At 63.5% G+C, this 25,771-nt stretch carries 29 protein-coding genes and 1 other RNA gene; 15 read left to right on the top strand and 15 right to left on the bottom strand.

From position 1 onward, the window contains the following. Nucleotides 1–348: 348 nt before the first annotated feature. Together WCJ41_RS02515 and mscL are read right to left on the bottom strand one after the other, a co-directional pair. On the bottom strand, nucleotides 349–1,542 hold the full coding sequence (locus WCJ41_RS02515; RefSeq protein WP_336904243.1) for a pyridoxal phosphate-dependent aminotransferase: 1,194 nt from the start codon (nucleotides 1,540–1,542) through the stop codon (nucleotides 349–351). A 93-nt stretch (nucleotides 1,543–1,635) separates the two neighbouring features. Further along, entirely contained in the window at nucleotides 1,636–2,091 is a 456-nt protein-coding gene (gene mscL / locus WCJ41_RS02510) for a large conductance mechanosensitive channel protein MscL (RefSeq protein ID WP_336904242.1), read from the bottom strand. Between the two features lie 114 nt (nucleotides 2,092–2,205). Here mscL and pip point away from each other — a divergent pair, with 114 nt between their 5' ends. From pip to rmuC, 3 genes are all read left to right on the top strand, one after another. Next, nucleotides 2,206–3,159, top strand: coding sequence for a prolyl aminopeptidase (pip, locus tag WCJ41_RS02505; RefSeq protein WP_336904289.1), 954 nt, complete (start codon nucleotides 2,206–2,208; stop codon nucleotides 3,157–3,159). A 116-nt stretch (nucleotides 3,160–3,275) separates the two neighbouring features. Then, a complete protein-coding gene (locus tag WCJ41_RS02500) occupies nucleotides 3,276–3,413 on the top strand; it encodes a hypothetical protein (protein ID WP_336904241.1) in 138 nt (45 codons plus the stop codon). Between the two features lie 302 nt (nucleotides 3,414–3,715). Beyond that, nucleotides 3,716–4,840, top strand: a complete 1,125-nt coding sequence (gene rmuC, locus WCJ41_RS02495) for a DNA recombination protein RmuC (RefSeq protein ID WP_336904240.1) — start codon at nucleotides 3,716–3,718, stop codon at nucleotides 4,838–4,840. A 178-nt stretch (nucleotides 4,841–5,018) separates the two neighbouring features. Here the strand turns inward: rmuC and recR are convergent, their stop codons facing one another. The 4 genes from recR to ffs form a co-directional block, all read right to left on the bottom strand. Next, nucleotides 5,019–5,624, bottom strand: a complete 606-nt coding sequence (gene recR, locus WCJ41_RS02490; RefSeq protein WP_336904239.1) for a recombination mediator RecR — start codon at nucleotides 5,622–5,624, stop codon at nucleotides 5,019–5,021. Next, complete coding sequence (locus WCJ41_RS02485; protein WP_336904238.1) at nucleotides 5,624–5,947, bottom strand: YbaB/EbfC family nucleoid-associated protein; 324 nt, start codon at nucleotides 5,945–5,947, stop codon at nucleotides 5,624–5,626. Before WCJ41_RS02485 ends, recR begins: the two co-directional genes overlap by 1 nt. Continuing rightward, on the bottom strand, nucleotides 5,931–7,637 hold the full coding sequence (locus WCJ41_RS02480; protein ID WP_336904237.1) for a DNA polymerase III subunit gamma/tau: 1,707 nt from the start codon (nucleotides 7,635–7,637) through the stop codon (nucleotides 5,931–5,933). The genes WCJ41_RS02485 and WCJ41_RS02480 overlap by 17 nt, the downstream gene beginning before the upstream one ends. Nucleotides 7,638–7,666: 29 nt before the next feature. Continuing rightward, nucleotides 7,667–7,763, bottom strand: an RNA gene (gene ffs, locus WCJ41_RS02475) — signal recognition particle sRNA small type. A 129-nt stretch (nucleotides 7,764–7,892) separates the two neighbouring features. Here ffs and WCJ41_RS02470 point away from each other — a divergent pair. Genes WCJ41_RS02470 through truA form a run of 4 tightly spaced genes read left to right on the top strand, consistent with a single transcriptional unit; the run spans nucleotide 7,893 to nucleotide 10,515 of the window. Beyond that, entirely contained in the window at nucleotides 7,893–8,294 is a 402-nt protein-coding gene (locus tag WCJ41_RS02470) for a BA14K family protein (RefSeq protein ID WP_336904236.1), read from the top strand. 42 nt (nucleotides 8,295–8,336) lie between these two features. Then, entirely contained in the window at nucleotides 8,337–8,855 is a 519-nt protein-coding gene (gene def / locus WCJ41_RS02465) for a peptide deformylase (RefSeq protein WP_336904235.1), read from the top strand. Next, a complete protein-coding gene (gene fmt, locus WCJ41_RS02460) occupies nucleotides 8,852–9,763 on the top strand; it encodes a methionyl-tRNA formyltransferase (RefSeq protein ID WP_336904288.1) in 912 nt (303 codons plus the stop codon). Before def ends, fmt begins: the two co-directional genes overlap by 4 nt. Next, the gene (gene truA, locus WCJ41_RS02455) at nucleotides 9,763–10,515 is read left to right on the top strand and encodes a tRNA pseudouridine(38-40) synthase TruA (RefSeq protein WP_336904234.1); all 753 of its coding nucleotides are present in this window, start codon (nucleotides 9,763–9,765) and stop codon (nucleotides 10,513–10,515) included. Before fmt ends, truA begins: the two co-directional genes overlap by 1 nt. On the opposite strand, the gene dapE is transcribed toward truA, so the two are convergent. From dapE to rpmH, 9 genes are all read right to left on the bottom strand, one after another. Further along, entirely contained in the window at nucleotides 10,494–11,666 is a 1,173-nt protein-coding gene (gene dapE / locus WCJ41_RS02450) for a succinyl-diaminopimelate desuccinylase (protein WP_336904233.1), read from the bottom strand. The genes truA and dapE overlap by 22 nt on opposite strands. A 167-nt stretch (nucleotides 11,667–11,833) precedes the next feature. After that, a complete protein-coding gene (locus tag WCJ41_RS02445) occupies nucleotides 11,834–12,187 on the bottom strand; it encodes a DUF805 domain-containing protein (protein ID WP_336904232.1) in 354 nt (117 codons plus the stop codon). Between the two features lie 86 nt (nucleotides 12,188–12,273). Next, nucleotides 12,274–13,110, bottom strand: coding sequence for a 2,3,4,5-tetrahydropyridine-2,6-dicarboxylate N-succinyltransferase (dapD, locus tag WCJ41_RS02440; protein WP_336904231.1), 837 nt, complete (start codon nucleotides 13,108–13,110; stop codon nucleotides 12,274–12,276). Between the two features lie 52 nt (nucleotides 13,111–13,162). After that, nucleotides 13,163–13,879, bottom strand: coding sequence for a pyrimidine 5'-nucleotidase (locus WCJ41_RS02435; RefSeq protein ID WP_336904230.1), 717 nt, complete (start codon nucleotides 13,877–13,879; stop codon nucleotides 13,163–13,165). Then, the gene (argB, locus tag WCJ41_RS02430; protein ID WP_336904229.1) at nucleotides 13,876–14,766 is read right to left on the bottom strand and encodes an acetylglutamate kinase; all 891 of its coding nucleotides are present in this window, start codon (nucleotides 14,764–14,766) and stop codon (nucleotides 13,876–13,878) included. Before argB ends, WCJ41_RS02435 begins: the two co-directional genes overlap by 4 nt. Nucleotides 14,767–14,825: 59 nt before the next feature. Beyond that, a complete protein-coding gene (gene yihA, locus WCJ41_RS02425) occupies nucleotides 14,826–15,458 on the bottom strand; it encodes a ribosome biogenesis GTP-binding protein YihA/YsxC (protein ID WP_336904228.1) in 633 nt (210 codons plus the stop codon). Next, complete coding sequence (yidC, locus tag WCJ41_RS02420; RefSeq protein WP_336904227.1) at nucleotides 15,455–17,242, bottom strand: membrane protein insertase YidC; 1,788 nt, start codon at nucleotides 17,240–17,242, stop codon at nucleotides 15,455–15,457. The genes yihA and yidC overlap by 4 nt, the downstream gene beginning before the upstream one ends. Further along, nucleotides 17,239–17,595 carry a ribonuclease P protein component gene (rnpA, locus tag WCJ41_RS02415; protein WP_336904226.1) on the bottom strand — a complete coding sequence of 119 codons (357 nt, stop codon included), beginning with the start codon at nucleotides 17,593–17,595 and terminating at the stop codon, nucleotides 17,239–17,241. Before rnpA ends, yidC begins: the two co-directional genes overlap by 4 nt. Nucleotides 17,596–17,614: 19 nt before the next feature. Next, on the bottom strand, nucleotides 17,615–17,749 hold the full coding sequence (rpmH, locus tag WCJ41_RS02410; protein ID WP_111198758.1) for a 50S ribosomal protein L34: 135 nt from the start codon (nucleotides 17,747–17,749) through the stop codon (nucleotides 17,615–17,617). Nucleotides 17,750–17,990: 241 nt separating this feature from the next. Here rpmH and WCJ41_RS02405 point away from each other — a divergent pair, with 241 nt between their 5' ends. The 8 genes from WCJ41_RS02405 to pheS all read left to right on the top strand — a co-directional run bounded on the left by WCJ41_RS02405 (nucleotide 17,991) and on the right by pheS (nucleotide 25,704). Continuing rightward, the gene (locus WCJ41_RS02405; protein WP_336904225.1) at nucleotides 17,991–18,794 is read left to right on the top strand and encodes a VTT domain-containing protein; all 804 of its coding nucleotides are present in this window, start codon (nucleotides 17,991–17,993) and stop codon (nucleotides 18,792–18,794) included. Then, nucleotides 18,791–20,200, top strand: a complete 1,410-nt coding sequence (locus tag WCJ41_RS02400) for an FAD-dependent oxidoreductase (protein WP_336904224.1) — start codon at nucleotides 18,791–18,793, stop codon at nucleotides 20,198–20,200. The genes WCJ41_RS02405 and WCJ41_RS02400 overlap by 4 nt, the downstream gene beginning before the upstream one ends. Then, nucleotides 20,197–21,666 carry a HAMP domain-containing sensor histidine kinase gene (locus tag WCJ41_RS02395; RefSeq protein WP_336904223.1) on the top strand — a complete coding sequence of 490 codons (1,470 nt, stop codon included), beginning with the start codon at nucleotides 20,197–20,199 and terminating at the stop codon, nucleotides 21,664–21,666. Before WCJ41_RS02400 ends, WCJ41_RS02395 begins: the two co-directional genes overlap by 4 nt. A 121-nt stretch (nucleotides 21,667–21,787) precedes the next feature. Next, a complete protein-coding gene (gene infC / locus WCJ41_RS02390; RefSeq protein WP_336904222.1) occupies nucleotides 21,788–22,342 on the top strand; it encodes a translation initiation factor IF-3 in 555 nt (184 codons plus the stop codon). A gap of 684 nt (nucleotides 22,343–23,026) precedes the next feature. Further along, complete coding sequence (locus tag WCJ41_RS02385) at nucleotides 23,027–23,767, top strand: hypothetical protein (protein WP_336904221.1); 741 nt, start codon at nucleotides 23,027–23,029, stop codon at nucleotides 23,765–23,767. Nucleotides 23,768–23,949: 182 nt separating this feature from the next. Next, nucleotides 23,950–24,153 (top strand): 50S ribosomal protein L35, encoded by a 204-nt coding sequence (gene rpmI, locus WCJ41_RS02380; protein WP_336904220.1) that lies wholly within the window; start codon nucleotides 23,950–23,952, stop codon nucleotides 24,151–24,153. Between the two features lie 18 nt (nucleotides 24,154–24,171). Next, nucleotides 24,172–24,528, top strand: a complete 357-nt coding sequence (rplT, locus tag WCJ41_RS02375) for a 50S ribosomal protein L20 (protein WP_336904219.1) — start codon at nucleotides 24,172–24,174, stop codon at nucleotides 24,526–24,528. Nucleotides 24,529–24,633: 105 nt separating this feature from the next. Then, the gene (gene pheS, locus WCJ41_RS02370) at nucleotides 24,634–25,704 is read left to right on the top strand and encodes a phenylalanine--tRNA ligase subunit alpha (protein WP_336904218.1); all 1,071 of its coding nucleotides are present in this window, start codon (nucleotides 24,634–24,636) and stop codon (nucleotides 25,702–25,704) included. Nucleotides 25,705–25,771: the final 67 nt, after the last annotated feature.

Genomic DNA, 25,771 nt, shown 5'->3' with positions numbered 1-25,771 from the left:
TGAACTCATAGTCTGTAATAGAGTGGTAATTTATAGATAAAGACTCTTTAATTATAAAGGGCGACGGGGTTGCCTGCCCATCCATTGTGCAATGCAGCGCAAAACCTTTCGGCAATCAGGCAAAAAAGAGGGGTGAGCAGCAGTGCCGCCCACCCCAGCTGACGATCCGTCAGACGACACGAGTGCTCTTGGCTGAGAATGGGAGGACCCAGTAAGACGTGTGCGTTGATCAGGGCTTCGCAAGTCGCGTGCCAGACAGGCAAGCCATTGAAACCGCTCAGTCAACGTGATTGCAGCTCCACCGGCTGCCCGCGGCTTCGGCATCCCACCGCCAGATTTTGAGGCAGATCAGACCGGCTTGTTCCTTTTCATCCAGTCGACAAAGCGACCAAGCGCCTCTTCAAGCGGGCCGAGGTCCTTGAGGTAGCACATGCGCAAATGGCCCTCGCCGCCGAGGCCGAAGGTGCTGCCGGGCGCGAAGCCCACCTTGGCCTCGTCGATCAGGCGGCGCACCGTGGCGGCCGAATCCGTCATGCCCTCGATGCCGAAGAACAAATAGAAGGCACCCGGCGGCACCTCGAAGGTCAGGCCCGGCAGTTCCTTCAGCATCAGCACGGCCAGGTCGCGGCGATGCCGCGCCATCAGCACCTGGCGTTCGATAAAGTCATCGCCCTCGTCCAGCGCCGCCACGCAGCCGCGCTGCAGGAAGGCGGGCGTGCCGGAGGATGACACCTGGATGATGCGCTCGATCGCCGGGCCCAGCGCCCTCGGCGCCTGCAGCCAGCCGACGCGCCAGCCTGTCATCGCCCAGTTCTTGGAGAAGGTGTTGGCGAGCAGCAGCTGCTCCTCGTCCTCGCAGACATCGAGGAAGGAGGGCGCGCGGGTCTCGCCATTCTCGCCATAGAAGAAGCGCGTGTAGACCTCGTCGCCCAAAATCCACAATCCGCGCTTGCGGCAGAAATCGCGAATCGCGATCAGCTCGTCGCGGGTGGCGGTCCAGCCGACGGGGTTCGACGGCGAGTTGAGTGCGATGGCCCTGGTGCGCGGCGTCACCGCATCGAACAGCCTCTCGAGATCGAGCGTCCACTTGCCATTGCCGAACTGCATCGGCACCTCGACGGGCTTGGCCCCTGAGATGCGCAGCACGCCTGCGTAGTTGGGCCAGGCGGGCGTGGGCACGATGATCTCGTCGCCATCGCCGGCGATCAGCTGCACGATGGTCTGGATGGCGTGCATGCCGCCCGAGGTGACGAAGAAATTTTCGGGATCGAAGGCGCGGCCAAAGCTGCGCGTGTGATAGCGCGCCAGCGCCTCACGCAGTTCGGGTAGGCCGCGCTGCCAGGTGTAGAAGGTCTCGCCATTGAGCAGCGCTTCCGCCGCGGGGCGCGCGAAGGCCTCGGGCGTGGGCTGGTTGCCCTCGCCCGCCCACAGCGGAATGACGCCGGGCACGGTGAAGCCATACATGGCCGCCTTGACGATGCCGCTGTCGGGTTCGTTGCGGGCCTGTGGGGTGAGTGCGGCGAGAAGCTTATCTGGGTTCATGCCCGAATCTTAAGCAAACGCGCCGGAGTGTCCACCCCGGCGCGCTGTCGTTTCACTGCAATTCTGCCCTGCATCAGGCGGGGCTCTTGTCGCTCACGTCGAGGACTTGGCCTTCAGCGCGTCGCGGATTTCGGCGAGCAGTTCTTCCGACTTGGTGGGGGCAGCCGGCGGCGGCGCGGGCTCGTTCTTCTTCATGCGGTTCGAGATCTTGACGAGCTGGAACAGTACGAAGGCCACGAGCAGGAAGTTGATGACGACCGTGATGAAGGCGCCATAGGCCAGAACCGCGCCCTGCTTCTGCGCCTCGCCCAGCACGGTCGAGGTCACGTTGCCGGACAGCGGCAGAAAGTACTCATCGAAGTTGAGCCCACCGGTCAGCGCGCCGATGATCGGCATGATGAGCAGGTTGACGATGCCATCGACGATGCGGCTGAAGGCTGCGCCGACGATGACACCGACCGCGAGGTCGAAGGCATTGCCCTTGAAGGCAAAGGACTTGAATTCGTTCCATTCCTTGCGCACCGTTTCGGTTGCCACTTCAGTTGCCATATGTTCCCCCTGTCTGCCGGATTTTCATCCCGGCGTTGAACTACTCTCGCTGCCATTATCTTGCCGATGCTGGCAGAATTAAAGACCTTATATTGCAGGATCGCGAATCAGATGATGGACCGCCACACATTCTATCCCGACCTCCCGCCCTTCAACCGCGGCAGGCTGCGTGTCTCGCCACTCCATGAAATCCATTTCGAGGAATGCGGAAACCCGCAGGGCAAGCCCGCCGTGGTGCTGCATGGCGGGCCGGGCGGCGGCATCTCGCCCTTCCTGCGCCAGACACATGATCCTGTGGCCTATCGCATCATCCTGTTCGACCAGCGCGGCTGCGGCCAGTCGACGCCGCATGCGGAGCTGGCAGAGAACACCACATGGGACCTGGTCTCCGACATGGAGGTGCTCCGCCAGCACCTGAAAATCGAGCGCTGGCAGGTGGTGGGTGGCTCCTGGGGATCGACGCTGGCGCTGGCCTATGCCGAAACCCATCCGGAGCGGGTGACGGAACTCATCGTCCGCGGCATCTTCACGCTGAGAAGGAGCGAGATCCGCTGGTTCTACCAGGAGGGGGCGGACCAATTGTTCCCCGACCTGTGGGAGGGCTTCATCGCCCCCATTCCGCCAGCCGAGCGCCACGACCTGCTCTCGGCCTATCACCGCCGCCTGACGGGCTCCGACAAGGCGGAGCAGATCGCCTGCGCCCGTGCCTGGAGCCAGTGGGAGGGCGCCACCATCTCGCTTCTGCCGGACCCGAAACGCGTGGCGGAATTCGGCTCCGACCATTTTGCCATCGCCTTCGCCCGCATCGAGTGCCACTACTTCGTCAATCACGGATTCTTCCGCCAGGACGACCAGCTGATCGCTGATGCCCACAAGCTTTCCGGCATCCCCGGCGTCATCATCCAGGGCCGCTATGACGTGGTCACACCGGCCGTCACCGCCTGGGAGCTGCACAAGGCATGGCCCGCGGCCCAGTTCATCATGGTGCCGGACGCCGGCCACACCGCCACGGAGTCCGGAATTGCCGATGCCCTGGTGCGGGCCACGGACCGCTTTCGCCATGCGTAAATCGCATGGCTGAGCTTGTGTGCGTTGCAGCACGATTGCTGCAATCTGTTCACAATTGATCGCCATATGGGTTCCAACAGAAGAAACCAACCCGTTTCAACTCTTCGAGGCAACCCATGATCGTTTTCTCCGCCATGCGCGACCTGGCCGACGGCCTGACCCGCGGCCTTGGCCTGTTCCTGACCGAGCGCCAGGACACCACCGCCCGCGGCATCAACCCGACGCCCGTGAAGCGCGGCACCAAGCGCGCTTAAGTTTCAAAACCCACCAGTGACGTGGCGGGAGCGCAATTCCACCACCAGAATGACACCTGCCCTCCCCGCTCTGGCCCGGTTTGGAGGACATTGTCGTTTTCAGCGGGACGATGGTTCGATTTTCCGGTGTTCCCGGAACCGTCCTCAAGCGTGCTGCGTTTAAGGTCACGACCCGCTTGCCAGTTTGGCCCGCGTGGCTCCTGTCGCCGTCCCGAGTCATGAGGGCCATCGGCCCGTCCATACCCTGCCGGTATGGGCGGGCCACTTACATTCCGGGAACCGAATCACGCTAGGCTCAGGTCATGGACCTCGACCGCACCCTGCTTGAGATCGGCGGCTCCCCCGTCACCCTGCTCCACCTCCTGCTCGTGGCGGGCCTCTTCGCACTGCTGCTGCTCATTGCCGCCGTCATCCTGTCGTGGCGGGCGCAGGCCAGCCGCCAGGGCGAGGGCATCGCCGCACAGCGCCGCGCCGCCGAACTCGAATACCGCATCGCCGAACTCTCGGGCGCGCTGAAGAGCCTCGTGGACCAGTCACAGGGCTCGCAGTTCCAGCTCGTCTCCACCCTCGACGAACGCCTCACCGACCAGGCAGAGCGCACCGGCCAGTCGCTGAAGCAATTGCACGAGCGCCTCGCGGTGATCGACGCCGCGCAGAAGAACATCGCGGCGCTGTCGAGCGAGATGCTGAGCCTCAAGGACATCCTCTCCAACAAGCAGGCGCGCGGCGCTTATGGCCAGGCGCGCATGGAGGCGATCATCCGCGATGGGCTGCCATCGAGCGCCTATGCCTTCCAGGGGTCTTTAAGCAACAACACCAGGCCTGACTGCCTCGTGTCGCTGCCCGACTCCGACATCCGGCTGGTGATCGATGCCAAATTCCCGCTCGAGGCCTTCAACGCGCTCAAGGCGGCAACGGGCGAGAACGAACTGCGCAATGCCGAGGCACGGCTGCGCGGCGACGTGTTGAAGCACGTGAAGGACATCGCGGAAAAATACCTGATTGCAGGCGAGACGCATGAGACGGCGATCATGTTCGTGCCGTCGGAGTCGGTCTATGCCGAGCTCTACGAGAAATTCGAGGACGTGATCCAGAAGGCTCACCGCGCCCGCGTCATCATCGCATCGCCCAACGTGCTGATGCTGCTGGTGCAGACGCTGCAAGCGATCTTCCGCGATGCCCGCATGCGCGAGCAGGCGGGATTGATCAAGGTGGAGGTGACGAAGCTGCTCGACGACGTGGGCCGCCTCAAGGAGCGCGTCGGCGACCTGCAAAAGCATTTCGGCGCAGCGGCGGGCGACCTCGAGAAGCTCAACGTGTCCGCCGACAAGGTCATCCGCCGTGGCGCAAGAATCGAAAGCCTCGAACTGCAGGAACCCGAAGGCGGCGTCGAGATCGTCCGACCGAAGCTGGTGGAGCGGAACTAGTTCTTCTCTCGTCTCGTCATCCCGGCTGCCTCCTCTTGCCGGGGCGACGGCATCAAGGATGGGTTTCCAGGGAGGCTGAGCGGGTTTTTGCTGTGGGTGGCTAGGGGGGTAGTCTCCAAATACATCGCCCAAAAGCAATCGTTACGAACTGCGCTACGAGGCGGACGAAAAAGCGGCCCTACAGCGGCCGCCGTGCCCTGATCGCCTGAGTCAGAGTGCCTTCGTCGAGGTAATCCAGCTCGCCGCCAACCGGCACGCCATGTGCCAGGCGCGAAGCCGCAATGCCCATCGCCTTCAACCGCTCGGTGACGTAGTGGGCCGTGGTCTGCCCTTCGACCGTCGCGTTGAGCGCCAGCACCACTTCCTTCACCTGCAGCCGCCCGGACCGCTCCATCAGCGCGCCGATGCTCAGGTCCTCGGGTCGCACACCCTCGATCGCTGACAGCGTGCCGCCAAGCACATGATAGAGGCCGCTCCACGCGCCAGCGCGCTCCAGCGCCCACAGATCACCCACCTCTTCCACCACGCAAACCAGCGTGCGGTCACGCCGCGGGTCGGTGCACAGCGTGCAGGGGTCCACCGTATCGACGTTGCCGCACTCGGTGCAGATCGTCACCTTTTCATGCGCCTCCGCCATGGCGCTGGCCATTGGCGCCAGCAGCCGCTCGCGGTTCTTGATCAGGAACAGGGCGGCGCGCCGGGCCGAGCGGGGGCCGAGCCCCGGCAGTTTTGCCAGGAGCTGGATCAGCCTCTCGATTTCGGGTCCGGTCGTGGGCCTGGACATCAGAAGGGCAGCTTGAACCCGGGCGGCAGCGGCAACCCGCCGGTCACCGACTTCATTTCCTCGGCCATCATCGCTTCCGACTTGTTCTTGGCGTCGGTGTGGGCGGCGAGGATCAGGTCCTCGAGGATGTCCTTCTCGTCGGGATTCATCAGCGAGGAATCGATCGCCAGCGCGGTCATCACGCCCTTGCCGGAGAGCGTGACCTTGACGAGGCCGCCGCCGGACTGGCCGGTGACGGTCGCCTGCTCCAGCTTGGCCTGCATCTCGGCCATGCGCGACTGCATGGCCTGGACCTGTTTCATCATGTCACCGAGATTCTTCATCGCTCTCACTCATGTTGGGGGGCGGAAGGCTGTCATCGGGCACCTTGACGTCGATGATCTCCGCACCGGGGAAACGCTTCAGCACCGCCTGCACGTCCGGATGTTCGCGCGCGGCGAGATAGAGATTGTCCTTGGCCTCCTGGCGCTGGTGGGAGACGGGCTTGTCGCCGCCATCCTTGGCCACCATCACCATCCAGCGCATGCCGGTAAAGGCCTCGAGCTTGCGGGCGATCTCGCCGGGAAGACCGGCATGCGCGCCGGGTTCAAGGGCAATCTCGAACTGCCCGGGCGCCACGCGAATGGGGCGGATCAGGCTTTCGAGATCGGTCTTCAGCTTGATGTCGCGCTTCTCGGTGGCGATCGCAATCAGGTCCTTCAGGCTCGAGAAGGCGCGCGTCTCGGTGGGCGATGCGGGGATCGCGGCCTGCGGCTTCACCGCGAGGTTGGACTGGGCATCGACCGGCGCATCGGAATTGTTGCGCAGCAGCTCGCGGGCACTCATCGGCACGACGCGCTCCGAGCCCTGCGCCTGCTTGACGATCTTCGCCAGTTCTTCGCCGCCGGGCAGATCGGCGGCATGGCACAGGCGGATCAGCACCATTTCGGCCGCCATCAGCGGATCGGAATGAAGCTCCGTCTCGCGGATGCCCTTCAGCAGCATCGACCAGGCACGCGTCAAGTGCGCAATGCCGCTTTTCTGCGCTTGCTCGGCGCCATGCGTCTTCTCGGCTTCGGTGCGCGAGGGATCAGCGAGTGCGCCTTCCTTGACGACCTTCAAGCGCGTCACCCAATGAACGTAATCGGCCAGGTCGCTGAGGATCGTCGCCGGATCGCCGCCACCCTGATACTGGGCTTCGATTTCCTCGATGGCAGCCTTGGCATCGCCCGCCATCACCTTCTCGAACAGGTCGATGATGCGCGAGCGATCCATGAGGCCCAGCATGGCGGCGACGTCCGCCGCCCTCACCTTGTCCTCACCGTAAGCGATGGCCTGGTCGAGAAGCGACAAGCCGTCACGCACCGAACCTTCGGCGGCGCGCGCGATCATGGCGAGTGCATCGGCCTCGGCCTCAACGCCCTCCTTCACCGCAATGCCGCCGTAGTGCGCGGCAAGCAGTGCGGCATCCAGCCGCTTCAGGTCAAAGCGCTGGCAGCGCGACAGGATGGTGACGGGAACCTTGTTGATCTCGGTCGTGGCGAAGATGAACTTCACATGCGGCGGCGGCTCTTCCAGCGTCTTGAGCAAGGCGTTGAAGGCGCTCTTCGAGAGCATGTGCACTTCGTCGATGATATAGACCTTGTAGCGCGCCTGGACGGGCGCATAGCGCACGCTGTCGATGATCTCGCGCATGTTGTCGACGCCGGTGTTCGAGGCGGCGTCCATCTCGATCACGTCCATGTGGCGGGATTCGAGGATGGCCTCGCAGTGCGGGCCCATATCGGCCATGTCGATCGTCGGCTTGTCGCCATAGTTGAGCGCGCGGGCAATCAGCCGGGCGGTGGTCGTCTTGCCCACGCCGCGCACACCGGTGAGCATGAAGCCTTGCGCGATGCGGCCCGAGGCGAAGCCATTGGTGAGGGTGCGCACCATCGCTTCCTGGCCAATGAGGTCAGGAAATGTGCGGGGGCGGTATTTCCGGGCAAGAACGCGATACCCCGTGGCGTTCGCGCCGCTCTGCGTGTCATCCATGGGCGGGCTTCCGCGGGGGAGCATAGAGGGTGGGAGGCTGGACGGGCAACCCGTTCCGGTCTCGTTGGGGCTGCTTCCTTCCGGACCTGACCCGGTTGGCGAGCGGCACGTCCGCCGCCAACCTCCCGGGGGGCTATATGGGGGGAACGGCAACAAAAGGCAAGCACCACGGCTTGCAAACAGACCTTGGTGGCTGCATTCTGCCGCCTCGGCAGATTCCCCGCCAGGCGGGGGCTTTCAGGGAGCGTTTCCACCATGTTCAGGAAAATCCTCACCCCCCTTCTGGGCCTTCTCGGCCTTGCGGCGCTGTCCAGCGGGGCAATGGCCTCGGATGCCTATGGCACGGACCGTGACGGGATCAAGATCTGGAAGCCCTATGTCATCGAGAAGACCTGCAGTGATGGTCTTTATGAGTGCACGGTGCGCATGGATTATGCGCCCTTCCAGCGCTCCATGGTGGTCCGTCCGGGCAGCTACTGGTACCAGAAGCCCTTTCAGGTCTACCGCTATGGTGATTTCAAGCCGCGGCGCGCCGCCTGGAACGACCAGTCCACCGACCACGAAGCCTGGTGCAGTGCGCGTTACCGCACCTATGACCCTGCCACCGATACCTTCGTGGGCAACGGTTACAAGCGTCACCGCTGCATCAGCCCCTGAGGCCTGATTGACCGGCGGTCGCGGCTTGATTATGGGACAGCCATGTCGTTGCTGCCCATCATAACCCTCCCCGACGAGAAGACCCTGCGCGAGGTCTCGAAGCCCGTCGCCGCGATCGATTCCCACGTGAAAAAACTGTGGGACGACATGCTGGAGACCATGTACCGCGCCCCCGGCATCGGGCTTGCCGCCATCCAGATCGGCGTGCCGCAGCGCCTCCTCGTCATCGACCTCGCCAAGGACGGCGAGCCGAAGACCCCGCTCTTCGTCGCCAATCCGGAAGTCACCTGGGCAAGCGAGCAGCAGAGCGACTACGAGGAAGGCTGCCTGTCGATCCCCGAATATTACGAGATGGTCACGCGGCCCGCCGAAATCAGGCTCAGCTACACCGACCGCCAGGGCGAGACCAAGGAAATGCAGGCCTCGGGGCTGATGGCCACCTGCCTGCAGCACGAGATCGACCACCTCAACGGCATCCTGTTCATCGACCACATCTCGCGGCTGAAGCGCGAACGCGTGATCAAGAAATTCCAGAAGGCCCTGAAGCTCGGAAAGCTCTGAGCATGCGCCTCGTCTTCATGGGCACGCCGGACTTCGCGGTCGAGACGCTGAAGGCTCTGACCGGGGCCGGGCACGAGATCGCTTGCGTCTACTCCCAGCCGCCGCGCCCCGCCGGCCGTGGGCTGGCGGAGCGGCCCTCGCCCGTCCATGCCTTCGCGGCCCCACTGGGCATCAAGGTGCGCACCCCCACATCGCTGAAATCCGCGGACGAGCAGGCCCGCTTCACCGCACTCAAGGCCGATGCCGCGGTGGTCGTCGCCTATGGCCTGCTGCTGCCGAAGCCCGTGCTCGATGCGCCGCGGCTGGGCTGCTTCAACGTCCATGCCTCGCTGCTGCCGCGCTGGCGGGGTGCAGCCCCCATCCAGCGCGCCATCATGTCGGGTGACGAGCAATCCGGCGTCACCATCATGCGCATGGAGGAAGGCCTCGACACCGGGCCGATGTGCAAGGTCGGCCGGATCGCCATCACGCCGACGACAACCGCGCAATCGCTGCATGATGAACTCGCAGCCCTTGGCGCGCGGCTGATGGTCGAGGTACTGGCACAGGACAAGATCACCTGCACGCCGCAGCCATCAGATGGCGTGACCTACGCGAAGAAGATCGACAAGGCCGAGGCGCGCATCGACTTCAGCAAGACTGCCGAAGAGGTGAGGAACCACATCCACGGCCTGTCGCCCTTCCCTGGCGCGTGGTTCCCGGTCAACGGCACACGCATCAAGGCCTTGTTGTGCGAGGTCGTGCAAGGTCACGGCACAGCCGGAACCTTCATCGACGACGCACTCACCATCGCCTGCGGCTCCGGCGCCATCCGCCTGTTGAAACTCCAGCGCGAGGGCAAGGGTGCGATGGTGGCCACCGACTTCCTGCGCGGCTTTCCCATCGCCGCAGGAACGGAGGCCGCCTGATGCCGCGCTATCGCCTCACCATCGAATATGACGGCGGACCCTTCACCGGCTGGCAATCCCAGGCTGGCGGCACCTCGGTGCAGGACCTGCTGGAACGCGCCGTCGCCATCATCAACGGTGCGCCTTCCATGGTCTATGGCGCGGGCCGCACCGATGCGGGCGTGCATGCGCTGGCGCAGGTGGCGCATGTCGATCTTGCGAAAAGCTGGGACCCGTTCAAGCTCCGCAACGCGCTGAACGGCAATATGCGCGAGCGTCCGGTGAGCGTGCTGGAGGTGGAAGAGGTGCCGGATGATTTCCACGCCCGCTTCTCGGCAACGCGCCGCTATTATCTCTACCGCATCCTCAACCGCCGCAGCCCCCCTGCACTCGACCGCGGCAAGGTGTGGTGGCTGCCCGTCGACCTCGACTCTGATGGGATGCACGAGGCGGCCCAGCACCTCGTCGGCAAGCATGACTTCACCACCTTCCGCGCCGCGCAGTGCCAGGCCAATTCGCCAGTGAAGACGCTCGACCATTTCGAGGTGGCGCGCTACGGCGAGCTGATCGAGGTGCGGGCCGATGCGCGTTCCTTCCTGCACAACCAGGTGCGGAGCATGGTGGGCTCGCTGCGCCTCGTGGGTGAAGGCAAGTGGAGCCCGCGTGACATGAAGCGCGCGCTGGACGCAGCTGACCGCACCGCCTGCGGGCCGGTGGCGCCGCCGTACGGACTCTATCTTCTGCGCGTCGGCTACAATTCCGTCGAGAAATAATCCGCGATGATGCGGCCATAGATGTTCTGCGTTGCACGCAGTTCATCGATGGCGATGCGCTCATCGGTCTGGTGGATGGTCGCGTTGGTGGGGCCGAATTCCAGCACCGGGCAATAATCCTTCACGAAGCGCGCATCCGACGTGCCGCCGCTGGTGGAAAGCTTCGGGAATACGCCCGTCTCATGCACCACTGCATCCTGCACCATGCCGACGAAGCGGCCGGGTTCGGTGATGAAGGCATCCGCCCCTTCGGTGGCCGACACCGTCCACGCACCACCCATTTCGGACTTCACCACCGCGATCTGCTCATCCACCCATTGCTTCAGTGAGGCGAAGCCATGCTCAGGCGAGAAGCGGATATTGAACTTGGCCGTGGCGCGCGACGGGATGACGTTGCCTGCGGGGTTGCCGACATCGAAGGTGGTCACCGCCAGCGTCGAGGGGTCGAAGTGGTCATTGCCCTCGTCGAGTTTTGCCGCCGAAATGCGGTCGATGAAGCGGGCAAGCTTGGGGATGGGGTTGTCGGCCTTGTGCGGATAGGCGGCGTGGCCCTGCTTGCCTTCCACCGAAACGGTGAAGCTCAGCGAGCCGCGACGACCGATCTTGATGGTGTCACCCAGCGTGTCGACGCAGCTCGGCTCGCCGACCAGGCAGTGGTCGGGGATGTGGCCGTTCTCGGCCATCCACTGCAGCACCTTCACCGTGCCGTTGATGGCGGGGCCTTCCTCGTCGCCGGTGATGAGGAAGGAGATCGAGCCCTTGAACTTGCCTGCCGTGCGCACGAAGTCGATGGCGGCTCCCGCGAAGGCCGCGACCGAGCCCTTCATGTCGGTGGCGCCGCGGCCATAGACGAAGCCATCCGCGATGTCGGCCGCGAAGGGTGCATGCGTCCAGCTCTCGACGATCCCTTCCGGCACCACGTCAGTGTGGCCCGCAAAGCAGAGATGGGGAGAACCGGAGCCGATGCGGGCGAAGAGGTTTTCGACATCGGGGGTTCCCTCCTGCCGGAAGATCAGCCGCTTGCAGACGAAGCCGTGGGTGGACAGCAGATTCTCGAGATAGGTCAACGCGCCGCCTTCGGCAGGGGTGACGGACTTGCAGCGGATCAGGTCCTGCAGCAGCGGAACGGGATCGGTCGGGGTGTTTTTCATGGGAGCGAGTGTAGAGCATCGCCGCACGGGAGGGAATCGCCCAGCGCAATCGACGATGTTTAAAGGCCGTCATCCCGGCGAAGGCCGGGATCCAGCTTTGTTTCCATGCGGTTGTCGCCCAAAGCGGGACCCCGGCCCTCGCCGGGGTGACGCCACGACTGGGTGGCCTAGTACCTCAGCGGGTCGGGCCCGAAGCGGTTGGGGCCATCGGTGCCCTTGAGGAAGCCAAGCTCGATCAGCATCCACAAACCGCCGATCACCGGCACGAGGCCGATCAGCGTCCACCAGCCGGACTTGTCACGGTCGTGCCAGCGCTTGGCGAGAAGGACGATCTGCGGATAGATCAGCGCGAGCGTGACCAGAATGGTCAGGATGCCATAGCCGTTCTCGCCGGCCATCCCGATCAGGTTATCCAGCAGGACCGCGACGAAGGTGATGCCATAGAGCGCGATCACCCCCATCCAGTAGCTCTGGCGGCCGATGCGGCCCTCGAGGCTCGTGAACAGATACTTCCAGTCCATCTTCAACCCCCCCCTTTGCGCTGGCGCATGAGGCACCAGCGAGGTTGCACTATGAAACAGAAGCGGGATTCGCGGAAGCCGCCTTGTCAGTCGCGCAGCAACTCGTTGATCGAGGTCTTGGAGCGGGTCTTCTCGTCCACCCGCTTGACGATCACCGCGCAGTAGAGCGACGGCGCGGGCGAGCCATCGGCATAGGGCTTCTGCGGCAGCGAGCCCGAGACCACCACCGAATAGGGCGGCACCTTGCCCATGTGCACCTTGCCGGTGTCGCGCTCGATGATCTTGGTGGACTGGCCGATGAATACGCCCATGGAGATGACCGAGCCCTCGCCCACGATGACGCCTTCGACCACTTCCGAGCGGGCGCCGATGAAGCAGTTGTCCTCGATGATGGTGGGGCCGGCCTGCATCGGCTCCAGCACGCCACCGATGCCCACGCCGCCCGAAAGATGCACGTTCTTGCCGATCTGGGCGCAGGAGCCGACCGTCACCCAGGTATCGACCATGGTGCCGGTGTCGACATAGGCGCCGAGGTTGACGAAGGACGGCATGAGGATGGCGCCCGGCGCCACATAGGCCGACTTGCGGACGATGCAGTTGGGCACCGCGCGGAAGCCTGCCGCACGAAAGTCCTTCTCGGCCCAGCCGTCGAACTTGGAGGGCACCTTGTCCCACCAGCTGGACCCGCCGGGGCCGCCCGAGATCATAGCCATGTCATTGAGGCGGAACGACAAAAGCACCGCCTTCTTGAGCCACTGGTTGACGTGCCATTCGCCGTCACGCTTCTCGGCGACGCGGACCTTGCCCGAATCCAGCAGGTCGAGGGCGGCCATCACGGCATCGCGCACCGCACCCTTGGTCTCGAGGTTGACCTTGTCTCTGGCCTCCCAGGCCTGTTCGATGGTGCTCTGAAGATCGGTCATGGCTGTTCCCTCGGTGTTGTCGCGGTCGCTTTCGCGAAAAAGGCAGGTTCGGTCAAGACCGGGTTCTGAGGTCCCTCGTCAATCCCGCCAAAAAGCTGGCGAGGTCGTCGGTCACGTAATGAATGTGCTCCTGCGCCGTGCCGCCGGTCTGCCTGTTCAGGTGCTCGGCGTCCTTGTTCTCGGGGCTCACCACCAGCACCGTCACCATGCCCAGCGCATGCGGCGCCTCGAGGTTGCGGGCGATGTCCTCGAACATGGCGGAGGTCTCAGGCTTGATGCCGGTCTGCGCCACGAATTTCCGGTAGGGCTCCATCTCGGGCTTGGGGATGAAGTCCGAATGCACGATGTCGAAGATGTCGCCGAAGTGATGCGTGATGCCGATGCGGGCCAGCACCTTCTCGGCATGGGCCACGGTGCCGTTGGTGAAGATCAGCTTGCGGCCAGGCAGCGCATGGAGCGCCTCATCCAGCGCCTTGTTGGGCGGCACCGGCGAATGGTCGATGTCATGCACATCGTCGAGAAAGTCATCCGGCGTGATGCCGTGCTCAGTCATCAGCCCACGGAGCGTTGTTCCATACTTGTAGAACATCTCCTTCTGGCGGCGCTTGGCCTCCGGGTAGTCGACGTTGAGGAGCTTCGAGACGAAGTTGCCCATCTTCACGTCGATCTGGTCAAAGAGCCGGCAGGAGGCCGGATAGAGCGTGTTGTCGAGGTCGAAGACCCAAGTATCTACATGAGAAAAACCATCAACGTGGGAAAAATCCTTCATGCCCCGGCCCGCGAGATGCGCGTGCCAACACCATGTGGCGTCAGAAGTTCGAGCAGCACCGAATGCGGCACGCGGCCATCGAGGATGATGACGCCTTCGACGCCGGATTCGACCACCGCTGCGGCACTTTCCACCTTGGGGATCATGCCGCCGGTGATGGTGCCGTTCTCGACAAGATTCGGCAGTTCCTCGACGGCCAGTTCGCTGATCAGGTTCTTGTCCTTGTCGAGCACGCCGGCGACATCGGTCAGCAGCAGCAGGCGCTTGGCCCTCGTCGCCGTGGCAATGGCGCCCGCCGCCGTATCGGCGTTGACGTTGAAGGTCTCGCCATTGACGCCCACGCCCACCGGCGCGATCACCGGAATGGCATCGCTCTTCATGATGGTCTCGAGGATCTCGATGTTGACCTTCACCGGTTCGCCGACGAAGCCGAAGTCGATCTCCACCACCTTGCCGGTGGCGGGGTCGGTCTTCTTCTTGGTCAGCCGCTCGGCAATCATCAGATTGCCGTCCTTGCCGGAGATGCCCACCGCACGTCCGCCTGCCTGCTGGATCGAGGCGACGATCGACTTGTTGATCGAACCCGACAGCACCATCTCGACCACCGACATGGTGGCCTCATCGGTGACGCGCAGGCCCTCGCGGAACTCCGGCTGCACTTCCAGCTTGTCGAGCATCTTGTTGATCTGCGGGCCGCCGCCGTGGACCACGATGGGGTTCAGGCCGCACACCTTCAGCATCACCATGTCGCGCGCGAACTGATGCGCCAGCTTCGGGTCCACCATGGCGTGACCGCCGTATTTCACCACGATGATCTGGTCGTCATAGCGCTGCAGGAAGGGCAGCGCCTCGGAAAGGATTCGGGCCGTCGTGGCGATTTCGTCCATGGAGATTCCCCGTCAGTCCAGAAGCGTCCTACAGGACAATTGTTACGGATTCAAAGGGTCTAAAGCAGCCCGGCGATCTCCGCCCGGAGTTCGGGGATGCCAAGGCCCTTGTCACTGGAGGTGGCGTGGATCTGCGGGAAGGCTGCGGGGTGCTTCTTGATGACCGCGGTCACCGCCTCGCGCACCTTCTCAAGCTCGGGGGGCTTGATCTTGTCAGTCTTGGTCAGCACCACCTGGTAGGTGACGGCGGCTTCGTCGAGAAGGTCGAACATCTCCTCGTCGGCCTTGAGAATGCCGTGGCGGCTGTCGATCAGCACGAAGGCGCGGGTAAGGCCAGGCCGCCCGCGCAGATAGCCGCGCAGCACCGACTGCCAGGCCTTCACCTCATGCTTGGGCGCCTTGGCATAGCCATAGCCCGGCATGTCAACGAGGGTGAGGGCCTCGTTCACGTTGAAGAAATTGAGCTCGCGGGTGCGGCCCGGCGTGTTCGACGCACGCGCCAGGCCGTTGACGTTGGTCAGCGCATTGATCAGCGACGACTTGCCGACGTTGGAACGGCCGGCAAACGCAATCTCCACGCCGTCCGACGGCGGCAGCTGCTCGAGCTTGGCGACGCCGAGCAGGAAGCGCGACGGGCCGCCGAACAAACGGCGGCCCGCGTCGATCTGGTCCTCGGTGAAGGCCTCGCTCAACTTGCGGCCTTCTTCTTCAGGAAGGGCAGGCTCTTCTTCACATTGCCGAAGAAGTCGATGTCGACGCCGTGGCGCTTCATGATGAAGGACTGCTGCAGGACGGAGAGCGTGTTGCTCCACGCCCAGTAGATGACGAGGCCCACCGGGAAGGATCCCAGCATGAAGGTGAACATCACCGGCATCCAGTTGAACAGGCTCGCCTGCACCGGGTCCGGCGGGGCCGGGTTGAGGCGCATCTGCAGCCACATGGTGATGCCCATGATGATCGGCCACACGCCGATCATCAGCATGTGGGGCGGCGTCCAGGGAATGAGGCCGAAGAGGTTGAACAGGCTCGTCGGATCGGGCGCGGAAAGGTCATGGATCCAGCCGAAGAACGGCGCGTGGCGCAGCTCGATCGAGGTGAGGATGACCTTGTAGAGCGAGAAGAAGATCGGGATCTGCACGACGACGGGGAGACAGCCCGACAACGGCGAGACCTTCTCGCGCTTGTAGAGGGCCATCATCTCCTGCTGCTGCTTCATCTTGTCTTCGGGATATTCCTTCTTGAGCCGCTCCATCTCGGGCTGCAGCTTCTTCATCTTGCTCATCGAGGCATAGGACTTGTTGGCCAGCGGGAACACCGCCGCCTTGACGAGAACCGTGGCGAGCAGGATGGCGATGCCGAAGTTGCCGACGATGCTCTTCAGCCAGGCGAGAAGATAGAACAGCGGCTTGGTCAGGAAGTAGAACCAGCCCCAGTCGATGATGTAGCTGAAGCCCTGGACCTGGTGGAGCCGCTCGATCGCATTGATGGTGCTGACCACCTTGGCGCCCGCGAAGAGGAGGCCCGTCGTCGAGGCGGTCTGTCCCGGCTGCACCACCATCGCATCCTTGGCGAGATAGTCGGTCTGGTAGACATCGCGGGTGTCGAGCTTGGTGTGGATGAAGCTCGCGGTGACGGGTGCGGCCTGGTCCGGGATCACGGCGGCGGCCCAGTACTTGTCGGTGAAGCCAACCCAGCCGCCCGTGGTGTCGCGGCGGTCAGGCTCGGTCTGGCCGTTCACGTCCTTGTAGTGGATCTCGTGCAGGCTGCCGTCGAGCCAGCCCAGCATGCCTTCGAAGAACACCCAGTAGCCCGACACCACCGGCGTGTCCTGGCGCTGGATGCGGGCATAGGGGATCATCGCCACGGGGGCGGCGGTGGTGTTCTCGACCACCTGTTCGACGGTGAAAAGATACTCGTCGCTGATCTGGATCTTGCGGCTGAACTTGAGGCCCGCGCCATTGTCCCAGGTGAGCGTTACCGGGTTGTCCTCGCTCAGCACCGCGCCGGCGGGTGCCGTCCACACCGTGTTGGTGTCGGGGAGCTTGGCGGTGGTGCCGGTGGCCGGAACCACACCCTGTTCGGCGAACAGCGCGCCCGGCGTTCCCGACGGCGAGAGGAAGGTGATGGTCGGGCTCTTCGGGTCAATCGTCTCGCGATAGCGCAGCAGGTGCAGATCGTCGATCATCGCACCCTTGAGATTGATCGAGCCCTCGATGAAGTCGGTCTTGAAGGCCAGGCGTGGCGATGCGGCGATCGCTGCCGCGCGATCGGCGGCAAGCGCCTCCGGCGTGATGTTGGGAACAGCACCGCCCGCGGCGGGGGCGCTCGGCGCGGTCGTGCCCTGCTGGGTCTGCGCCGTCTGGGTCTCGGCGGTCAGCTTCTTCTGCAGGGGCGCGGCATAGAAATACTGCCAGCCGAAGATGATCGCCATCGACAGCAGGATGGCCGCGATGAAATTCTTGTTCTCGAAGTTCATGGTGTTCCCTTGTCCGCCCCAGCTTGGGCGGTGCGGTGCAGCCTTTTCAAGGCGGAGACGAGATCTTTCTCGAGATCGGAATAATCGCGCGCGAAGGTCGGCGCGCGGCCGATCAGAACATAGTCATGGCCCGGGCGGGCTTGCCCTGCGAGCTGGAGCCTTGCCAGTTCGCGGAGCCGGCGTTTCACGCGGTTTCTCACCACGGCATTGCCGATCTTCTTGGTGGCGGTGAAGCCGACGCGCGGCGGAGCCTCATCGCCCCGGGAGCGCATCTGCACGACCATGCCGGGCATGGCGGCATAAAGCGCCCGGGCGGCGGCAACGAAATCCTGCCGACGCTTCAGGCGCTCCATTGTCGGACGGGTCCGGCGCTTAGGCCGAGAGGCGCTTGCGGCCCTTGGCGCGGCGGCGGGCGAGGACGTTGCGGCCGCCGACTGTCGCCATGCGGGCGCGGAAGCCATGGCGGCGCTTGCGGACGAGCTTGGACGGCTGGTAGGTGCGCTTCACGTTCGTAACTCCGAATTGGGCTTTTCAGCCAATGATACCAATTACATGGCGGGCGGGCCCGGGCATGCCCTGACAGACGTCTCAGCGGCTTCAGGAATTTGGACGGGGCTTATGGGGGAAAAGCCGGGAGAAGTCAACGAGCGCCGGAATGACCATGAACACCGCAGCCTGAACTCTGCTCACGTGGCCGTGAGCCCCCTTTCGCGCCCGCCCGCAATGGTCCAAGCATGGAACCATCAAGATGAGCAAGCCCAGCCACCAGCCACCCCCCGAAGCGCCGCCCGCGCCTGCCGCCGGCGACGGAGCCTGGCGCTGGCTGCCGGTGCTGCTGCTGATCGTGGTTGCGGCCCTTGCGATCGGGCTGGGCGTGCAACGCCAGCTGTCGCTTTCCGCCCTTGTGGAGCACCGTGATGCCATCAAGGGCTGGGTCGACGGGCACCTGCTGCTGGCGCTGGCTGGCTATGGGCTTCTCTACGTGCTGGTGGTGGCCTTCTCGATCCCGGTCGCCGCAGCGCTTTCCATTGCCGGCGGCTTCCTGTTCGGCTGGCCGCTCAGTGCGACGCTCAGCGCTATCGCGGCGACCATCGGGGCCGTCATCGTCTTCGAAATCGTCAAGACCTCCTTCGGCGCGGCGCTGGCGGCGCGCTCCGGGCCCTTGGTGCAGCGCCTGTCACGCGGCTTTGCGGAGAATGCGGTGAGCCTCATGCTGTTCCTGCGGTTGACGCCGGTGTTTCCCTTCTGGGCGGTGAATGCCGTGGCAGGCCTGTGCCGCGTGCCGCTGCGCACCTTCGTGCTGACCACCACGGTCGGCATCATTCCAGGTTCCATCGCCTTCGCGCTGATCGGCGCCGGCCTTGACGGGGTAATCGACGACCAGGCCATGGCCTTCAAGATCTGCGCCGCGCAAAATGGCGAAGCAAACTGCCACCTCTCGCTCAGCCCGGCGATGCTGATCTCGCCGGAACTGCTGTGGGGCCTCACTGCCCTGGGCGCAGTGGCCCTGCTGCCGCTGCTGGCGCGGCTGTGGAAGGGCCGTCCCACATGAGCGCCGGACACTTCGACATCGCGGTGATCGGCGCGGGCTCTGGCGGGCTGTCGGTTGCGGCGGCGGCTGCACAGTTCGGGCAGAGGGTGGTGCTGTTCGAGAAGGGCGAGATGGGCGGCGACTGCCTCAACACCGGCTGCGTGCCATCGAAGGCGCTGCTCGCGGCGGCGAAGCAGGCACATGCGCTGCGCTCGGGCGCAGCACTCGGCATCGCCGCCGTGGAACCTGACGTCGACTACGCCGCAGTGTGCGCCCATGTGCAGCGCGCCATCGCAGCGATCGCGCCGCATGACAGCCAGCAGCGCTTCGAGACGCTCGGCGTCACCGTGATCCGCGCTGCGGCGCACTTCATGGATGCGCGCACGCTCGAAGCCGCAGGCCAGCGCTTCACCGCGCGGCGCATCGTGATTGCCACCGGCTCGCGCCCCGCCGTGCCGCCCATTCCCGGCCTTGGCGAGGTGCCCGACCTCACCAACGAGACACTGTTCACCAACACCACACTGCCAACGCATCTCGTCATCATTGGCGGCGGCCCGATCGGCCTCGAAATGGCGCAGGCCCATCGCCGCCTTGGCAGCAAGGTCACCGTCATCGAGGCGGCATCGCCACTCGCGCAGGATGATCCGGAGCTTACTGCCGTGGTGCAAGCCCAGTTCGCGGCGGAAGGGGTCGAGATCCTGTCCGGCACCGCCGTCAGCCGCGTGTTCCGGCATGAGGGCGGCATCGGCCTCGAGGCGGGTGGCCGCATCATTTCCGGATCGCACCTGCTTCTTGCCACGGGGCGCAGGCCCAATGTTGAGGCGCTGAACCTCACGGCTGCAGGCATCGCCTTCACGCCCAGGGGCATTACCGTCGATGCAGGCCTCAAGACCAGCAACCGGAAGGTCTACGCCATCGGCGACGTGGCGGGCGGGCGCTTCACCCATGAGGCGGGCTACCAGGCGGGCATCGTCATCCGCAACGCGCTCTTCGGCCTGCCGGCCAAGGCCACCGCGCTCATCCCGCATGTCACCTACACCGACCCCGAGCTCGCGCAGCTGGGCCTCACCGAGGCACAGGCGCGGGCCGCCCATGGCGAGGCCATCCGCGTTCTGCGCAGCCCCTTCAGCGGCAATGACCGGGCGGTGGCCGAGGGCCAGCCGCAAGGCCTCGTCAAGATCATCACCACCCGGCGCGGCCGCATCCTCGGCGCCGGCATTGTGGGCGAAAACGCGGGCGACCTCATCCAGCCCTGGGTGCTGGCGCTGGAACGTGGCCTGAAGATCTCCACCATGGCGGGCGCCGTGTTGCCCTATCCCACCCGCGGCGAGGCCTCCCGCCGGGCGGCCATCGGATATTTTGCCGATTTTTCATCCAAACCCCTCGTCCAGCGCGTAATAGGGCTCATGGGCAGGCTCAGGCCATGACAGGCAGCACGGATTCAGGCCGGCGCGAGGGTCCGGGCCCCTTCCAGGGGCTGTCCGGCAAGGTGCTGGTCATGACCATCCTGTTCGTCATGCTGGGTGAAATCCTGATCTTCCTGCCCTCTATCGCCAATTTCCGCATCCAGTGGCTGAAGGGCCGCATCGCCCAGGCGGAGATCGCGGCACTTGCTGCCGAAGCCGCCCCGGACCGCATCCTGTCGCACGACCTCCGCACCGAGATCCTGAAGGGTGCGGGCGTGCTCGTGGTCTCGCTCACCCGCGGCGAGACCCGCAAGCTGATGCTGCGGAGCGAGGAGGATCACATGATCGATGCCTCCTATGACCTGCGCAACGTATCCTGGCCCACCGCCGTGGCCGACGCCTTCGCGGTGATGCTCGAGCCCTCCGACCGCGTCATCGGCGTCATCGACAAGCCGCCCAACATGTCGGGCGACATGATCGAGGTGGCGCTGTTCGAAAAACCCCTGCGCGAGGCGATGCTGCGCTTCGGCTTCAACATCTTCCTGCTCTCCGTCGTGCTCTCCGTCATCGTGGCGGGCCTCGTCTATCTCGCGCTCAACATCGTGCTGATCCGGCCGATGAAGCGGCTGACCCGCAACATGATGTCTTTTGCGCAAGATCCGGAGGACCACTCGCGGATCATCGTGCCGTCGAACCGCAAGGACGAGATCGGCCTCGCCGAGCGCGAGCTGCACGACATGCAGTCGGACCTCGCCGCGATGCTGCAGCAGAAGAGCAGGCTTGCGGCGCTGGGTCTTGCCGTTTCCAAGGTCAGCCACGATCTCAGGAACATGCTGTCCTCCGCCAACGTGATCTCCGACCGCCTTGCGATGGTGGAGGACCCGACGGTGAAGCGCTTCGCGCCGAAGCTCATCATCAGCCTCGACCGCGCCATCTCGTTTCTCACCGAGACGCTGAAGTTCGGCCGCGCCGAGGAAGCGCCGCCGATGCGCGAGCGGCTGCTGCTGAAGGACCTCGCGGATGACGTGATCGATACCGCCGTGCTGCAGGCATCCTCGCGCGTCGTGCTGTTCAACCACGTGCCGCCCGGCCTCCAGATCGATGCCGACCGCGAGCACCTGAACCGCGTGCTCACCAACCTTCTGCGCAATGCCATCCAGGCGCTGGAACAGCAGGGGGGCGAGCAGGACGGCCGTGTTGTGATTTCCTCCTGGCGCGAGGGTGCGGTGGTGGTGATCGAGGTCAAGGACAATGGCCCCGGCATTCCGGAGCGGGTGCGCCCGAAGCTGTTCGAGGCCTTCCAGAGTGCCGCCAAGCCCGGCGGCGTGGGACTGGGGCTTGCCATCGCGGCGGAGCTGATCCGCTCCCATGGCGGCGAGATCAGGCTCCATGGAACCGGGCCCGAGGGCACGGTGTTCCATGTCGTGGTGCCGGATGCCGTGGTGGAACTCCGTCCGGGCCGCCGCGGGGCCCGCAACCGGGCCTGAAAGCCTTGTGTTTCAAGGCTTGACTGGGGTGCCCCATTCAATGTCTATAGCGGTCGCAACCAAACCCAAGGGGGTGCTTTGAGAAAGACCCCCTCACACAGGAGCTGAAGACCACTTGCCAATGCCACCCAGGAGGCCGTCGATAAGCCGCGGAGCCGCCCCCCCGCAAAAGGAAGAAGGACACAGGATCAACAACCGCATTGACGCACGCGAAGTGCGCCTGATCGATGCCGCCGGCGAGAATGTCGGCGTGGTGCCGATCCGCCAGGCCATCATGATGGCCGAAGAGGCCAGCCTCGACCTCGTCGAGATTTCGCCCGATGCGAAGCCCCCGGTCTGCAAGATCCTCGACTACGGCAAGTTCAAGTTCCAGGAACAGAAGAAGGCCGCCGAGGCCCGCAAGAAGCAGAAGGTCATCGAGATCAAGGAGATCAAGATGCGCCCGATGATCGACGATCACGACTACGACGTGAAGATGAAGGCGATCAAGCGCTTCTTCGAAGAAGGCGACAAGGTCAAGATCACGCTCCGCTTCCGCGGCCGCGAAATGGCCCACCAGGAACTCGGCCAGCAGCTCCTCGACCGCGTCAAGAAAGACACCCTCGAAATCGCCAAGGTCGAATCCGAACCCCGCTTCGAAGGCCGCCAGATCGTCATGGTCCTGGCGCCGAAGTAAGGGGCAGATATCCCCTCACCCCATTCATCATGCCCGGGCTCGTCCCGGGCATTTTTCGTTTGAAATCAATTCCACTGGGTAGGCCCAACTAGCGTTGCGTCAGATTTTGTGCTGAATTCGAGGCAATGGCGCTCACGTTGAATGACGCACTGCAGATGCTTACGGAGCCCAAGTGGCTCGTTCTCGATGGCGTTGAATGGTCGTCGCATATGGACCGAGCCGAAAAATCTAAGGCAAACTACATCTGGAAACTTAAGGCGCGCTCTAGGACAGTCGCGTCCATGCCACGCGGGTTGTGGTTCCGAATTGAAACTTGGGTCAACTATCCGAGCAAGGCTGTGTTTCAGCTCGAATGCGACTTTCCAAACACTCGCTCACACATCGTACTCTACCGCTTAGAGATGGAACCTTTCGGCACTCACCTGAACACGGGGTGGGGTCCCCCAGACTTAGGTGGAATGTTTTTCGACGTGGGCGTCACCCATGAACATTCCTTCTTGCATTACGCAGAGATGCCTAACGACCCACTGATCCCGGGCGCTGACCCCATGGCCGCTATCACATTGAATCCGCCTACAAATTTCGATTCAGCAGTCGTACATGTTTGTGGTATACTGAATATTCAAAATGGGGCACAAATCCCGCCTGTGCCACTGCAAAGGCAATTGGTCTAAGATGGCTAGTGTGTCTGACATCCAATATAGAGCGCGCCTAGAACAGGCCATCTCAAGACTGATGCCGCTCTCAGGTAGTGGTGACAGGACAAGAATTGCTGTTCCGATCCTGTATCCTAGTGGTTCCAGCGCGTCGGTCGAAATCATGATCAATGCGGGAAAATGTTTTGTTTCAGATCTGGCACTTGGCCAGATGGAAGCTGAAATGCACGGCGCCGATGGTTATTATGACGCGGCAGCAAGGAAGGCCGCGTCGCGCTATCATGTGGGATATGATGGCCTGAGCGTTTTTGCGACGTGGGCATCTCTGGATAACATCGAAAGCGCTATTCTCAGTGTTTCAAACGCGTCTGTCTTTGCCGCAACTAGTGCGATCTACAAGTCAGTTGAAGACAAAGAGCGGAAGAAGAACGATGCGGTGTATGAGAAGGTCGCGAGGCTTTTTGGCGCAACTCATGTGGCGCGACATACCGAAATCGCCGGTGAGAATGCGTCTTGGGAAGCTCACAATGTAGTGACGTTCACTCGCGGTAAATTCGGGATTTTTGAGTTTGTATCAGCAAACCAGAACTCAATTGCATCTAAGTTTATGATGTTCTCGGATCTTTCAAAGCTTGAAGACAAGTACATTCTGACATCGGTCGTAAGCAGTCTCGCTGGTATGGGCAACAAGGCAGCGATGCTTCAAGATGTGTCCGAAGTTCTACAACTGGACGCTGAGGATACATATTTTCTTAGACGGGCCGCCTGAGGCAGACGAGCAAGTCCAGTTGCTCTCAAGTCTCCCGCCCCCTTTAGCAACTCAAAATGACGCCCGCCCCCACTACCCTTGCTATTTCGGGCCGTTTTTGCTTAAACCCGCCCGTTCTAGCCGCCTGGCCTGTAAAGGGCATGCCATGGCGGCTTTATATCGCTTTGAAAGGATTAAGCAAAATGCCCAAGATGAAGACCAAGTCCTCGGCCAAGAAGCGGTTCAAGGTGACCGCTTCCGGCAAGATCAAGGCCGGTCAGGCCGGCAAACGCCACGGCATGATCAAGCGGACCAACAAGCAGATCCGCAACCAGCGTGGCACCATGGTGCTGGCGCCGGGTGACGAACGGCTTGTCAAGATCCACATGCCCTATCTGGCCAAGTAGACCCGAGGAAACAGACCAATGCCACGTTCAAAAGGCGGCACAGTCGCCCGCAAGTCTCACAAGAAGATCATCAAGCAGGCGAAGGGTTACTTCTCCCGCCGCAAGAACATCTTCCGCGTCGCTGTTCAGGCCGTCGAGAAGGCCGAGCAGTATGCCTATCGAGATCGCCGCACCAAGAAGCGCAATTTCCGCGCCCTGTGGATCCAGCGCATCAACGCCGCGACGCGCGAACTCGGCCTGACATATGGCCGATTTATCTATGGCCTGGACAAGGCCGGGATCGAAGTCGACCGCAAGGTCCTCGCCGATCTCGCCGTGCATGATCAGGCCGCCTTCGCCGCTCTCGTCGAGAAGGCAAAGGCTGCGCAGGCCTAATCGGCCTCTATCGCGTACGTCGAATTCCGATTGCCTTGACCGGGCTACAGTGTGTCTTTGCGGCACCCTGTGCCCGGTCATGTCGTTTCCAGAGGAACATCTTCCATGAGTCTCGTGAACCTCGAACAGTCGATCCTGGCCGAGATCGACGCCGCAACCGATGAGGCAACGCTCGAAGCCGTGCGCGTCTCCGTGCTCGGCAAGAAGGGCTCGATCTCCGAACGCATGAAGGGCTTGGGGAGCATGAGCCCCGAGGAGCGCAAGGATGCAGGCGCGGCCTTGAACGTGCTGAAGGACAAGGTTGCCGACGCGCTCTCCGCCCGCAAGGCAATGCTGCAGGAAGCGGCCCTCGAAGCACGCCTCGCCGCCGAGAAGATCGACGTCACGCTGCCGGCGCGCCCTCAAGCTTCGGGCACCGTGCATCCGGTGTCCCAGGTCTGGGAAGAAGTGGTGCAGATTTTCGGCGACCTCGGCTTCTCGGTGGCCGAGGGCCCGCACATCGAGGACGACTTCCACAATTTCGATGCGCTGAACATTCCGCCGGAGCATCCCGCCCGGCAGGAGCATGACACCTTCTTCTTCAACGAGAAGCCCGACGGCTCGCGCATGCTGCTGCGCACCCACACGAGCCCGGTGCAGATCCGCACCATGCTGGCCTCGAAGCCGCCGATCCGCATCATCGCACCGGGGCGCACCTTCCGCTGCGACTCGGACATGACGCACACGCCGATGTTCAACCAGGTCGAGGGCCTCGTCATCGACGAGACGACGACGCTCGCCAACCTCAAGTGGGTGCTCACCGAATTCTGCAAGGCCTTCTTCGAGGTGGATGACGTGAAGATGCGCTTCCGCGCCTCGCACTTCCCCTTCACCGAACCGTCGATGGAAGTCGACATCCAGTATTCGCGCGAAGGCGGCCAGCTGAAGATCGGCACCGGCGACAAGTGGCTTGAAATCCTCGGCTCCGGCATGGTGCACCCGAATGTCATCCGCAGCGGCGGCATGGACCCTACACAAGTCCAGGGCTGGGCCTTCGGCGTGGGCCTCGACCGCATCGCCATGCTGAAATACGGCATCCCCGATCTCCGCGCCTTCTTCGAAGCCGACCTGCGCTGGCTTCGCCACTATGGATTCAAGGCGCTTCAGGTGCCGACACTGGCGGGGGGGCTGTCGTGACTTCCCCTCACTTGCTCCGCAAGCGGAGCGTTCTCTCCCGCTACGCGGGAGAGATTGAACGGCTCGT

The organism is Aestuariivirga sp. (genome assembly GCF_037139295.1).
Lineage (GTDB): Bacteria > Pseudomonadota > Alphaproteobacteria > Rhizobiales > Aestuariivirgaceae > Aestuariivirga.
The sequence above is the reverse complement of the archived record's forward strand: the minus strand, read 5'-3'. Positions and strand labels throughout refer to the sequence as shown.